At 34.7% G+C, this 13,786-nt stretch carries 14 protein-coding genes and 1 pseudogene; 14 read left to right on the forward strand and 1 reads right to left on the reverse strand.

Annotated features, from left to right (window positions below; genetic code table 11):
• Positions 1-74: 74 nt before the first annotated feature.
• From aceA to BOQ64_RS07845, 8 genes and pseudogenes are all read left to right on the forward strand, one after another.
• The gene (gene aceA, locus BOQ64_RS07810) at positions 75-1,355 is read left to right on the forward strand and encodes an isocitrate lyase (protein ID WP_129054763.1); all 1,281 of its coding nucleotides are present in this window, start codon (positions 75-77) and stop codon (positions 1,353-1,355) included.
• A 226-nt stretch (positions 1,356-1,581) separates the two neighbouring features.
• Positions 1,582-2,151 carry an OmpH family outer membrane protein gene (locus BOQ64_RS07815; RefSeq protein ID WP_129054765.1) on the forward strand — a complete coding sequence of 190 codons (570 nt, stop codon included), beginning with the start codon at positions 1,582-1,584 and terminating at the stop codon, positions 2,149-2,151.
• A gap of 141 nt (positions 2,152-2,292) precedes the next feature.
• Positions 2,293-2,694, forward strand: coding sequence for an acyl-CoA thioesterase (locus BOQ64_RS07820; protein ID WP_129054767.1), 402 nt, complete (start codon positions 2,293-2,295; stop codon positions 2,692-2,694).
• A gap of 429 nt (positions 2,695-3,123) precedes the next feature.
• Positions 3,124-4,272, forward strand: a complete 1,149-nt coding sequence (locus tag BOQ64_RS07825) for an erythromycin esterase family protein (RefSeq protein ID WP_129059678.1) — start codon at positions 3,124-3,126, stop codon at positions 4,270-4,272.
• A gap of 93 nt (positions 4,273-4,365) precedes the next feature.
• Positions 4,366-4,812, forward strand: coding sequence for a 6-pyruvoyl trahydropterin synthase family protein (locus BOQ64_RS07830; RefSeq protein WP_045500594.1), 447 nt, complete (start codon positions 4,366-4,368; stop codon positions 4,810-4,812).
• A 24-nt stretch (positions 4,813-4,836) separates the two neighbouring features.
• On the forward strand, positions 4,837-5,607 hold the full coding sequence (locus tag BOQ64_RS07835) for a UDP-2,3-diacylglucosamine diphosphatase (RefSeq protein ID WP_129054775.1): 771 nt from the start codon (positions 4,837-4,839) through the stop codon (positions 5,605-5,607).
• Positions 5,608-5,802: 195 nt separating this feature from the next.
• A pseudogene (locus tag BOQ64_RS07840) lies at positions 5,803-6,794 on the forward strand (acyl transferase).
• Between the two features lie 82 nt (positions 6,795-6,876).
• A complete protein-coding gene (locus BOQ64_RS07845) occupies positions 6,877-7,422 on the forward strand; it encodes a hypothetical protein (RefSeq protein ID WP_129054777.1) in 546 nt (181 codons plus the stop codon).
• 185 nt (positions 7,423-7,607) lie between these two features.
• Here BOQ64_RS07845 and aqpZ read toward each other — a convergent pair whose 3' ends face one another.
• A complete protein-coding gene (gene aqpZ / locus BOQ64_RS07850; protein ID WP_129055875.1) occupies positions 7,608-8,324 on the reverse strand; it encodes an aquaporin Z in 717 nt (238 codons plus the stop codon).
• A 220-nt stretch (positions 8,325-8,544) separates the two neighbouring features.
• Here aqpZ and BOQ64_RS07855 point away from each other — a divergent pair, with 220 nt between their 5' ends.
• The 6 genes from BOQ64_RS07855 (at position 8,545) to BOQ64_RS07880 (ending at position 13,563) form a co-directional block, all read left to right on the forward strand.
• Complete coding sequence (locus BOQ64_RS07855) at positions 8,545-9,165, forward strand: DUF5715 family protein (RefSeq protein WP_129054778.1); 621 nt, start codon at positions 8,545-8,547, stop codon at positions 9,163-9,165.
• Positions 9,166-9,229: 64 nt separating this feature from the next.
• Complete coding sequence (locus BOQ64_RS07860; RefSeq protein WP_228448266.1) at positions 9,230-10,000, forward strand: hypothetical protein; 771 nt, start codon at positions 9,230-9,232, stop codon at positions 9,998-10,000.
• Between the two features lie 17 nt (positions 10,001-10,017).
• A complete protein-coding gene (locus BOQ64_RS07865) occupies positions 10,018-10,641 on the forward strand; it encodes a hypothetical protein (RefSeq protein ID WP_129054782.1) in 624 nt (207 codons plus the stop codon).
• A gap of 62 nt (positions 10,642-10,703) precedes the next feature.
• Positions 10,704-11,423 (forward strand): sensor histidine kinase, encoded by a 720-nt coding sequence (locus BOQ64_RS07870; protein WP_228448267.1) that lies wholly within the window; start codon positions 10,704-10,706, stop codon positions 11,421-11,423.
• Entirely contained in the window at positions 11,392-12,069 is a 678-nt protein-coding gene (locus tag BOQ64_RS07875; RefSeq protein ID WP_129054784.1) for a response regulator transcription factor, read from the forward strand. The genes BOQ64_RS07870 and BOQ64_RS07875 overlap by 32 nt, the downstream gene beginning before the upstream one ends.
• 150 nt (positions 12,070-12,219) lie before the next feature.
• Entirely contained in the window at positions 12,220-13,563 is a 1,344-nt protein-coding gene (locus BOQ64_RS07880) for a T6SS phospholipase effector Tle1-like catalytic domain-containing protein (protein WP_129054786.1), read from the forward strand.
• Positions 13,564-13,786 lie beyond the last annotated feature (223 nt).

Below are 13,786 nucleotides of genomic sequence, written 5' to 3' on the forward strand. Positions count from 1 at the left end.
GTAAAATAAAAAATTGATATTCACGAAATCCCGCATCCCGAACCCCACAACTCAACAAACAAAATCCAAATATTATGAAAACAAGACAAGAACAAATCCAGGCTCTAGAGCAAGATTGGCTGACAAACCCACGCTGGAATGGTATAAAAAGACCTTACACAGCAGAAGAAGTATTGAAACTTCGCGGATCTTACAAAATTGATTATACCATTGCAACGGAAATGTCTACGAAATTCTGGGAGAAATTAAATACTCAGGACTATGTGGCTGGACTTGGAGCCTTAACAGGTAACCAGGCTGTGCAGGAAGTAGACGCAGGTTTGGAAGCAATTTATCTTTCAGGATGGCAGGTAGCGGCAGATGCAAACCTTTCAGGAGAAATGTATCCGGATCAGTCTTTATATCCTGCGAACTCAGTGCCTTCTGTAGTGAAAAAGATCAACAATGCTTTATTAAGAGCAGATCAGGTTCAGTCAGTAAGTGGAGCTGGAAATAAAGAGTATCTTGTTCCGATTATTGCTGATGCTGAAGCTGGTTTTGGGGGGAATCTTAATGCATTTGAGCTGATGAAGCAGATGATTGAAGCAGGTGCTGCCGGAGTACACTTTGAAGATCAGCTTTCTTCTGCAAAGAAATGTGGACACTTGGGTGGAAAAGTATTGGTTCCCACTCAGGAGGCTATTAATAAATTGATTGCAGCACGTTTGGCAGCAGATGTATTGGGGGTTCCGAGTCTTATTATTGCAAGAACGGATGCTGATGCGGCAGATCTACTCACTTCAGATATTGATGACAGAGATAAAAAATTCGTAACAGGAGAAAGAACTTCCGAAGGATTTTATGTGGTAAGAAACGGAGTAGAACAGGGGATAGACAGAGGGTTGTCTTATGCTCCTTATGCGGACCTGATCTGGATGGAAACTTCAAACCCGGATTTAGAGCAGGCGAAAAGATTTGCAGACGGAATTCATGCACAGTTTCCAGGAAAAATGCTTGCTTACAATTGTTCACCTTCATTTAACTGGGCAGCTAAACTAAGTGTGGAAGAGATGTCTACTTTTCGTGAAGAGTTAGCTAAAATGGGATATAAATTCCAGTTTATTACCTTGGCAGGATTCCATGCTTTGAATACTGCAATGTTTGAATTGGCTTTAGCTTATAAAGAAAGAGGAATGGCTGGATACTCAGAACTTCAGGAACGTGAATTTGCTTTACAGTCAAAAGGATTCAGAGCGGTAAAACATCAGTCTTTTGTGGGAACAGGATATTTTGATGAGGTTCAGAATATTGTTACCAATGGATCTTCAGCTACCGTAGCGATGAAAGATTCTACAGAAACAGCCCAGTTTCATTAAAATTCAGTTTTTTGCATTATACATATTTTCGAAGCTCTCCTCATTTTTTGGGGAGGGCTTTATGTTATTAGATGTTTTAACGAAAACCATTTTCAATAATATAGTTGCTTGTAACAAAGTTTTTAGCCTTATGGAGTCTGAAAAAAACAGAGTGATTGTAAATGAAAAATTATATTATATTTGGACTCTGAAAAAAATAAATTTTTCGAAAAAAGTATATATCATAATGAAACTAATTAAATTATTTTTAATTGCAGCAGGATTAACTTTAACTGCTAATGTTGCAAATGCTCAACAAAAGATCGGAAGCGTAAACACGGAAGATATTTTTAGTAACTTATCTGAGGTAAAAACAGCAGGTGAAGCTGTAGATAACCTGACTAAAGCTAAGAAAGCTGAGATTGATAAAAATATCAATGAATATCAGACGAAATTAAAAGCAGCTCAGGATAAAGAAAAAACATTAACTGCAGCTAATAAAGAGGCTGTTACTAAGGAACTGATGGCTGCACAGACAGAATTAGACAATCTGGGTAAAAAAATAGAAGATGCAAGAGCAGAGGCAGCTAAGGAAATATCTGCTAAGCAAGGAGAATTGTTTGCTCCAATACAACAAAAAGTAAAAGATGCTATTTATGCTGTATCTAAGGAAAAAGGACTGAACTATGTGTTTGATATTTCAGCACGAGGTTCAAACCTTATCTATACTGAAGGTGGTGAAGATATTACTGATGTGGTGAAAGCAAAATTAGGAGCTTCAGCATCTAAACCAGCAGCAGGAAAAGCTAAAAAATAATTTCAATCTATTGAATATTGTAAAACGGAATCAGACTCATCTGGTTCCGTTTTTCTTTTAGAAGAAATAGACGTTTTTGCATAGAAAACGTTGGACTTCTTCCGTTTTTAAATCCTAAATTTGAGTAAATATTTCAAGGAAATGAGTTTAGTGCATGAAAAACAGATCAAAGTAACGGAAGAACATATCGATCAAAATAACCACGTTAATAACGTTCAATATGTGCATTGGGTAGAGGAAGTGGCTGCTGAACACTGGGATCTTTTAAAACATAAAACGGAGTATGAGAATGATGTTTGGATGTTACTGGATCATCATATCCGTTATAAAAAACAGGTTTATCTGAATGATGTAATTACTGTAAAAACATATCCACAAACTCCGGAAGGGGCCAAACAGCCAAGAAAAGTAGAATTCTATTGTCATGATGAGCTGGTGGTGGATTCAAGCACACTTTGGATTCTCTTTGATACCGAAGCGAAGAAAATAAAAAGGCTGGAAAACAATTGGCTGGAGAAATTAGAAAAGCAGATTGAAGAATAAATTCAGAAATTTTGTAACATAATAAAGTTTGTAGCTGTCTTATTAAACAATAGATGAACAAACAATGAAGCAATCCATTTTAACAGCCATATTTTTGAATGTATCCATTTTAGGATTCAGCCAAACAGTCAAAAGCAATCGACAGCTATATAAGAAATGTTATCCAAATCAATGAAATTCCCGGAATGGCCGTAGGAATTGTAAAAATGATAGGGTGACATTTCCTTACAATGCAGCTAATACAGACGGAAGCAGAGATAATAATCTCACCTTGAAAATCAACTAAAATAAAAAATTAAAAAAACATATTATAATCATGCTAAATAAAAAATCCTTGACTTTTGCCTTTCTATTGTTTTTTCAATAGGTTTTTCTCAAAACACTCAAAATGTAACTCAAATCCCAAAGTCGTTTGCAGATCATAAAAATATGACTAAGGCTGTAAAAGATATTAGCGAACATCTGAAAACTCATACTATAGTTGGGCTAGGGGAAGGAACCCATGGAACCAAAGAATTTAATGAAATCAGAAGTGAGGTTTCAAAACAGCTATTGAGTAAAAATGATTTTAAAATTATAGCCTTTGAAAGTGCCTATGGGGATGCTTCATTTCTTAATGAGGCTGTAAATTCAGATGTTGATTTAAATAATGCTTTAAAAAAATACATAACTTCTATCTGGCAGACAAAAGAGATTTACGATTTGCTAACGTGGATCAGAGAATATAATAAAAGCCATAAGGATAAAGTTATCATTTCTGGGTTTGATACAGATGTTCTCACCAACAGTGCAGAAATTCTGAAAAAAACGATGAACTTAGGAAAAGAATATACTGAGATAGCCAATGAGATTGGAAAAAAAGCCGCCTTACAGGATGAAATGTGGGAAAAACAAAATGATCCATCTTTTAAACTGGATATGAATGTGGTAATAAAAAATGGAACAGAAGGATTTCTCCTAACTAAAAAAGCAGATAGTTTGTATGGTCAAAAAATAGATTTGAACTCAAAATTAGCTTTATATAATCTGGAACAAGGGTTTAAAATTCCTTATGAAGCAAGCAAAAAAAATTATGATGTTTCCAGAGACTTAATTATGGCTGAAATGATTGAAAAAATTCAATCAGGATATAATAAAAAGATGATTCTTTTTGCTCATAATGGGCATATTGCATTGAAACCTATCATTGTAGATGGAATGGGCGGGTATCTTAAAAAGAAGTATGGGAATAAATACTATGCGCTGGCAACTTCCACAGTTTTCGGGAACTATAGTGCTACAACTGACCCACGTGCCGTGAAGAATAATAAATACACCTCTTATCAACTTCCAAAGCAATTGGAAAACAGTTGGGAAGAAAAACTGGGAAATAATAAATACGAAAATTATTTTGTTGATTTTAATGGTAGCTCAGAAAATGTATATGGACAGTCTTTTAAAATGAGATTTCTAGGATATGGTCCCATCACTCCTCCAACAGAAAAATTTACAATTACAGAACCTCTAAAGCTTAATGAATGCTTTAATGGAATTATTTTCATAAAACAGACAAACGCTTCAGAACACTTATTAAACTAATTAAGTTTTTATTGATTTTCAATCGAATTCCTCGAATTTATTAATAGCAGTCTGACTTTTAAAGTTAGACTGTTTTATCATATCTTTGCAAATATGATACGTATAACAAAAATTTTTACATTTGAAACCGCCCACGTACTGTACAACTACGATGGGAAATGTAAAAATATGCATGGACATTCCTATAAACTGTTTGTAACAGTGAAAGGAAAACCGATTAATGATATTGATAACCCTAAAAACGGGATGGTAGTTGATTTCGGAGATATCAAAAGTATCGTAAAATCTGAGATCGTAGACGTTTGGGATCATGCTGTGCTTTTAAATGCACTTACTCCTCATAAAGAATTGGGTGATGATCTTGAACAGAAAGGGCATAAGGTAATCTATTGCAGTTTCCAGCCAACTTGCGAAAATATGCTGTATGCCATTGCAGCTAAAATAAAATCAAGACTTCCGGAAGGAATTTCCCTGGCTTATCTTAAACTTCATGAGACAGAAAACTCTTATGGAGAATGGTTTGCAGAAGACAATCAATAATAATTATCCCATAAAGCTCACAAGGTGTTAAAAACAACAATTAATTTAGAACCTGGAAAAAAAGTATACTTTGCTTCAGATCAGCATTTCGGTGCGCCTACTCCTAAAGAAAGTAAGGTACGTGAAGAAAGGTTTATACGATGGATGGATCAGATCAAGGAAGATGCACAGGTTTTATTTTTAATGGGTGATCTTTTTGATTTCTGGCATGAATGGAAACATGTAGTTCCCAAAGGATATATTCGTGTTTTAGGAAAAATTGCAGAATTAAAAGACAGAGGCATCCATATCTATTTTTTTGTGGGAAACCATGATCTTTGGATGAAAGATTATCTTGAAGAAGAAATTGGATGTACAGTTTTTTATCAGAAGCAGTATTTTGAAATGGGTGGAAAACAGTTTCTGCTGGCTCATGGAGATGGCCTTGGACCTGGTGATAAGGGATATAAAAGAATGAAAAAAGTCTTTACCAATCCGGTAGCACAATGGTTTTTCAAATGGCTTCATCCCGATATTGCCATGAAAGTGGCATTGTATCTTTCCCAGAAAAATAAAATGATATCAGGAGAAGAAGACAAAGCTTTCTTAGGAGAAGATAAAGAGTTTCTCATCATTTATTCCAAGGAAAAGCTGAAGACTGAGAAGATTGATTATTTCGTGTATGGACATCGCCATCTTCCTATGGTACTGGATCTGGGGCAAAACTCAAAATACATCAACCTGGGAGATTGGATTTCCTATTTTACTTACGGCGTTTTTGAAAAAGACTTTGAACTGAAAACTTTCGAGAAATAAAACAAAAAAATTACCCCTAAAAAGAGGTAATTTGAGAATGAGTGGGGGACTCATTCTGTTTTTAATCCATATTCCGATTAAGTAATTGCAAGAAGTTTACCAAAGTCAGATTCTGATATTAAAAAAACATTAAATAAAAATATTTTATCCCAATAATTGCTTTATACAGAAGTAATAATAAGATTGAAAAAAATTATGGAACCGAAAAATATATTCAACATACAAACGGAACAGGATTTCCTGGAGGCATCATTGAAAACATTTCGTTATCAGTATGAAAACGTTGAGATATATAGAAAGTTTGTAGATTTTCTGAACATCAATCCGGATGAGGTGAATGACTTATCTAAAATACCTTTTCTTCCAATTGAAATGTTTAAAAATCATCAGATTCTGGACAAAAATGTTACTACAGACCTTTTTTTCAGAGTTCCGGAACCACTCAGATGAATCTTTCCAAACACTTCATAGCCAATACAGATTTGTATGAGGAAAGTATTTACAAAAGCTTTGAACAATTCATCGGAAAGCCAGACGATTTTATTTTCCTTGGGTTATTGCCAAGTTATCTGGAAAAGCAGAATTCATCACTGATTTACATGGTGGATTATCTGATGAAAAAATCTGCAAAGCCTGAAAACGGATATTTCCTTTACAACCATTCTGATCTTTTCAGTCTTTTAAATCAGTTACAGGATAAAAAAGTAATTCTCTTTGGAGTTTCTTTTGCTCTATTAGATTTCTTATATTACTGTCATTCTGAGCGTAGCGAAGAAGCTCTAAATATTCTTGAAAACCTAATCGTTATTGAAACCGGAGGAATGAAGGGTAGAAAGGAAGAAATGACGAAAGATGAACTGTTGAAAATTTTACAGGAAGGTTTCAAAACAGATAAGATCTACTCAGAATATTCAATGACAGAATTGTTATCTCAGGCATATTCTCTGGGAAACAACGAATACCAGTGCCCTAATTGGATGCGAATTAAGATCAGAAATGCTGAAGATCCTTTCTCTTATGAAAAAGAAGGGAGAACGGGAGCAATCAATATTATCGATTTAGCGAATACCCATTCCTGCTCTTTTATTGCAACTCAGGATTTAGGTAAAATAGTGGGCGATAAATTTCAGGTATTGGGAAGAATAGATCATTCTGATATCAGAGGTTGCAGTCTGTTGGTGAGCTAAATATTAACTATTCTGAGGTTGGTTGTTCGGGATTTTAGTCTCATATCTTGTGTCTGTAGGTCTCCAATCTAAACTTTACATTATGCTTAAAATAGAAGAACTTGTTCACGCATATATCCACACCCACTGCGATTTTGAAAAAGAACTCGTACTCACCAACTATTTTCAGGCTGATTGGGAAGCAGATATACTCATTGTTGATGCAGAAGGAATGAGCCATGAAATTGAGATTAAGCTTTCAAAAAGTGATTTTAAAAACGATTTTAAAAAATCATACCTAAATAAAGATACCGGGGAAAAATTTCTGAAGCATGATAAAATTTCCTGTGGAGATTATGTCTGCAATGCTTTCAGTTTCCTATTGCCAATGGGAATGGTAGATTCCAAAATTATTCCGGAACATTGCGGAATAATTGAATTTTATCATAATGCCGATACTTGGGATACAGAATTCTATCTTATCCGTCCACCCAAAAAACTTCACCAAGATTCTTACTGGAAACTGAATGATAAAGACCTTTTCATCCGAAAAATGGCCCTCAATCTACTTCAGCGTAAAATGGAAATCAAAGGAAAACAAGAAGAACTCATTTTCAAAAATCCTTTTGATCTTAAAAATAAAAAGTAAAGCAATCATTTCTTTTTTTACCACATAGCTAAATCACTTGCTTCATCAGCGACAAAGTTGCTCTTCTTTGCTTCCTGAAAATAATGTCTTCTCCTAATAAAACTTTGCGTTAAAATACAGCCTTATAAAAACAAAAATCCTGTCTGATGACAGGATTTTATAGTTATATGTAATTCTAAAATTAATTAGTCTGCTATTTCTGCAGTATCTCTTTGAAGTAAGAATTTGTAGATTAATCCACCTACAATTCCACCTAGAATTGGAGCTACCCAGAACAGCCAAAGCTGTGACATAGCCAAACCGCCTGTGAAAACTGCCTGTGAAAGTGATCTTGCAGGGTTTACAGAAGTATTTGTAATAGGAATAGAGATCAGGTGGATCAAAGTAAGAGCAAGACCAATAGCGATACCTGCAAACTTACCATTAGCCCATTTATCCGTAGCACCCATAATAACAATAAGGAAGAAAGCTGTTAGTAAAAACTCTGCCAGGAATGCGGCACCCATACTGAATGCTTTTCCATTGTAGACCGCTTCTCCATAGAAGTTGGTCGCAAATGCCCCAGGTGCTGAGAAATCTACAACTCCGGCTCCGTTAAGGATTGTATACAGACATCCTGCTGCAACAATTGCCCCAAGACACTGTGCTACAATATAAGGAATAAGGTCTTTTGCAGAGAATCTTCCTCCTGCTAAAAGCCCGAAAGAAACTGCTGGATTGAAGTGACCACCGGAGATATGACCCACGGCGTATGCCATTGTAAGAACAGTAAGACCGAAGGCCAAAGCAACACCTAAAAGTCCGATACCGATATCAGGAACACCCGCTGCAAAAACAGCGCTCCCGCAACCTCCGAAAACAAGCCAAAATGTGCCGAAAAATTCAGCAAAAAGTTTTTTTATCATGTTGTTTATTTTTAAAATGTATCTCAAATGTAGAATTTATATCTTAAAATAAAAAGTTAAAATTGAAAAAATATTTCAAAATTAAGGGAACAAAAATTGTAAATTAAACAAATTGGTTTGATGTTTGTTTGGGATTTATCTGGATACTGTTATAGTTGTTGTTGAATGAACTAACATAATTGTTTTATCCTTCGTTAGTAATTTAAAGTGGTGGTTAATGAGAAAGTTTCTTTGTGTGGTCTTTGTACCCTTTATGTATAGTTTACATTATTCGCAGGCGGCAAAAAAAGCCCTTCCCTGCTATGATCTTACAACTGTTTTAAAGGTTGAACCTACTGCACTTTATAAACCCCATCTGGATGCTTCTAAAAGTTTTGGGGTACAGTTACTGAAAGATTCTAAAACCGTACAGAAGTATATTAATAAAGGGAAGTTCCATAAAATAAAGAAATCAGGAAAAGGATATCAGGTTCAGAAACTTGATTACAGTAAAGCCTATATGGTTTCGAAAGGAAAGACTACATTAGAAAATATCGGTTCCAAATTCAGTAAGGTAACAAAAGGGGCTACATTCACTGTTTCGTCCATTACCAGAACCCTGGAAGACCAATGCAGATTAAGAAGAGTAAACTCTAATGCATCATTGGGCATCAGTTCACACAACTATGGAAACTCTTTTGATATTTCTTATGTAAGGTTCAATAATGTTCTTAAAAATAATCCGAAAATGGAAGTGGCTTTGGAGAAAGTTTTAAAGCACTATGCGGATGCAGGTAGAATTTATTACATAAAAGAAAGACAGCAAAGTTGCTATCATATTACGGTGCGGAATTATTAATTAAATTCCTACTTGCACAGCATGTTTAGTTTATATAATTTTATACAACTAAAAAACCATGCTTATGACAACATTAAACATCGTAGAATATTTACTTCCAGTAGAAGAATGCAGAATTGCTGCAGACGAATGGAGTCTTTGCCGTTCCAATTATTCAAGAATCAAGGATTTAATTCCTACCACCTATGTTTTTACTGTTTCTGATGGTCCGCTAGAGTGGATGAAAAGTTACAAAGATTATACTGAGTTCTGCGCTACAATAGGAATATGGAAAGATCAATTGATCCTGATTTTCTATCCCCTGAATGAAAAAGGAGACAGAATAGATCAAAGAGAATATCCTTATTGCTTACTTACCGAATTGACCAGTGATGTAAAACTTCAGGAGGTACAGGAGTATACTATTGTTAAAAATACCATTCTTTCCAAAGGGCTTGAAAAAGTTGAAAAAAATGCAGACATGGCTTTTCCTATCTCCAATAAACCTATTCTTGAACAGGATAAAGCTATAGAAGCTATTGAAAGCTGGAGAGAATCAGGGATGGATTGGTTTTACAAAGAATGTCATGAATCTGAAGGGATGGGGATCTTTAAAAGATTCTATGTTCCTACAGCAGACTTATGTCTTTCGGATACAGGCCTGAAGGAAATTAAATGTTCTTTCGGACTTAAATATAATGAGGTATACGGAAAAATGTTGGTAACACTTATCTTTATCTCTTTCCGTGAAAATCTTCAGAATGCAGAGCGTGCTCAGATGACCTCTAATACCTATGACTGGGCAAAACCATGTCCACCTATCTGCCGTATACCAGGTATGGAAGGTGAATTTTAAAATAATAAATAAAAGGAATGGCAGATCTTTATAAGACGATTTTATTCCTAAACTACGGGTTGCTTCTTGCTGTTATAGTATTGGGAGCTGCTAAATACCGCATATTAAATTATAAAGAAAAGCAGTATTTTTATTGTATTGCTTTTCTGTTTTTTATAGAACTGCTGAATCTTGCATTACCCTATATTTTCAAGCTTGATGATACCTCATTTCTTTATCCGTTCTACATTGCCGGAGAATTTTTTTTACTGACAGGTTTGTTTATCAGAAAGCTGGATTGGGCTAAATACCTCTTGGGAATAACTGCTGCAATTGCAACAGGTTTTATGATTTCAAAATATGGTTTTAACTATCCGGCCAATGCCGATATTGCAAAAGTAGTTTCCAATATTATCATTATTTGTCTTTCAGGAACTACTCTGATTAGTGAGATCAAAAATACATCAGCTCAGAACCGGTTTCTATGGGTAGATGCCAGTATTTTTTTCTATTATTCAGTTTCAGTGTTCATTTTTATTATTCAGCATCAGATTGCTAACCTTTCAGAAAACAATTATTATATTCTTTTTACAGCCAATAATATTTTATCCAGTATTTTATACTGTTCACTTTTATATACTTTCATCCGATTAAAGAAGTAACCTTAAATATCAACCTTTTGATTCTCATAATTGTTACCATAGCAATTATAGTATCTTTTATAATGCTCGCTTACAGAGCTTTTATAAGCAGGATTATTAAGGAAAAAAATGTACAGCATGAAGCAGAAGTTCTTCATCAGAAAAAGTTAGTATTAGAGAATATCAAAGCTCAGGAAGAAGAACGGAAAAGAATTGCCGTGATGATTCATGATGATATAGGAAACAGGCTCAATATCCTTTCCTTATGGCTCAATAATCTGGATACAAAAGGGGATGAGTTGATTAAAAAAAATATCCACAGCCAGATGTCTTCACTGGTTGATGCTGCCAGAAGTATTTCCCATTCACTATATCCTGTGAATCTGGAATCGGTAGGGTTGGTTCTGTATGCAGAAGAACTCATTGCGAATCTTTCCCATAAGATTAATATTTTTCTGCAGGTGATGCCAAGGTATGAAAAGAAAGATATCTTTGTGGAGGTACAGTTGTACCGTATTATTCAGGAATTTACTACCAATGTAATCAAGCATTCTAATGCCACAGACTTGTGGATTTATATAAAAGATTATTCACAGAATATGGCAGTTGTTATTTCAGACAACGGACAGGGATTTGAGTATGAAGAGGTAAAAAAAGGCATGGGGATTAAAAACATCGAATCCAGAATTAAGTCCATGAATGCCGTTCATAAATGGAAAAAATCTTTTTTAAATAAAGGAAGTCGTTTAATCATTAAAATTCCGAAACATCATGAGTTCCCAAATCAAACTAGCCCTGATTGATGATGAACAGCTGATCCTTGAAGGGGTAAAAATGCTGCTGTCCAATGAAAAAAATATATCCGTATGCCTTACTGCAGATAACGGACCCGATTTTATAGAGTATCTGGGGAATCTTTCAGAAAAAGAATTTCCCGATATTGCACTGATAGATGTTCAGATGAAGCCGATGAATGGCTTTGAACTGGTAGAAATTCTAAAAGAAAAATATCCCGATCTTAAAATCATTATTCTTTCCTCTCACTATAAAACATCCATTTTAGGATATATGGTTAAGTTGGGTGTTTCAGCTTTCCTTCCTAAAAATTCAGATAAGAAAACATTTATTGATGCCATTACAATGGTTGATAAAAATGGAGTTTTCTTTACGGCTGAAGATCACCAGATGTTGTTTACCTATATGAACAGTTCAGCCAAGAAAAATTCACTTTTTGAAACTGAAGATGAACTGTCTGAAAGAGAAAAAGATGTTGTAAAACTGATCTGTCAGGAATTTACCAATAATGAAATAGGAGAAAAACTGTTCATAAGCCCAAGAACTGTTGAAAGCCACAGGCAACGCATTCTTGAGAAAATAGGAGCTAAAAACACAGTGGGCATAGTAATTTATGCTATTGTGAACAATATTTACTCACTAGAAAAAATATAGCTTGATTCCGTAGAAATACGGAATTTTTTATTTGGTACTTTTCACTCTAGCCAAACTGCACTTTCTTCCGTTATTTTGAAATGTCTCTTTTAGGGATTTTAATAAAAACATAAATGCACAGAGAAGATCTGTATTAAAAAATTAATAAGAATGAATGTCAGTAGAGTGATTTCCGTCGGGATTTTCTTTGACGGTACGGGAAACAATGGAGTAAATGCACTTTCATCAGATAAACCTTTGAACAATAATGAAAGTTATCACGGTGCATTCACCAATATCTATAAATTGTACAAATCATTTATCGGGAATGAAAAAATATATATTGAAGGAATAGGAACCGTCTCAGGTGAAGAAGACAGTAATTTTGCCATGACAACATGCGCGAATCCGCCTTATGGAAAAGGATATTCTTCAGATGATAAACTTCAGAAAGCAGAAGATTTTGTTCGGAAGATTATGACTGATGGAGACAATGAATATCATTTTTATTTATATGGTTTCGGAAGAGGAAGTATGCTGGCCAGAGCTTTTAGCAATTGGCTTTTCGCTAACTATTCTTTTGTTGGAATTAAAGTGAAATTTTTAGGAGCTTTTGATACGGTAGAATCAAAACCATTTAATACTTATAATCTAAGTGTACCTCATGAGGTGGAAAACGTATTTCATATCTGTGCCCTTCATGAATGCAGATTCTTTTTTCCACTGACGGGATTTTTTGAAAATTCAAAAATGATGGAGGATTACCGGTTCCGGAATACTACTTCCACCTGGAAAGAAATTTTTGTTCCTGGAGCACATGGAGATATTGGTGGTGGTTATCTGGAAGGTCCACAGTCTGTATATATTTCTACAAATTTTGCCAATACAGACGATCTTATCAGGTATGTTGAAAATATAAGAACCGGAAAAACAGATTCTGAAGGAAATAAAATATGGGATGCCCTACTTTCAGAATTCGGGGTAGAAAGAAAAGATGCTTTTTCTAAAGCCTATGCCTGCAGAGATAAAGTTTACAACGAACTGTCAAAACTGTATGGAAAACTAATGTTGCAGGAAACCAATGCAGTCTCACAAGTCTTTGCATCAGGGAAAGATTTTGAAACAGATTATAGCAGACATCCTTTGTTAGAAAGTTTATATAAAGAAATGGTTACCTATGTGAGAGACCTTTCCAAAGATAGAAAGCCAATATACAATTTTAGTGAATTGGCTGATTATATCCATATTTCAGCAAATTTCGGGCTTTATTACGATGGTTTGTTAAAACGATCCGAATATGAAATGAATGTTGAACTTCTCAACAACGGATTAAATGTTTCAAGCAGTACCATTGTAGATCAGAAAAGCCACGCGAGACTTTCTGCTGAACTGCATCTTCCTGAAGATAATTTTGTAGCAGAATTTCTATATGGAACCAGTGTTCCTAACAATGATATCTGGACTCGTTCAATTATCAAAACTCCGGTAACAAGGCTGGATGAAATCAATAATTAGTGTTAGTCCTTTTAGTTTTAAATTTAGGTTAGGGAACATTATTTCAGATGTTCCCTTTTATTTGGAATGTATTTGAGGTCAGTTAAGTATAATCACTGAATTTTTAATTTGGTGTATTATACTGTAGCTTTTTGATTCTGATTCCTGTTACTTTGATAGTGTTCATTTCACAACTGAATTTTAAAAGAAATGAACAAAGGCGGATTCTGAAAAGCCTGATCGT

This window comes from Chryseobacterium sp. CH25 (assembly GCF_004119455.1).
Lineage (GTDB): Bacteria > Bacteroidota > Bacteroidia > Flavobacteriales > Weeksellaceae > Chryseobacterium.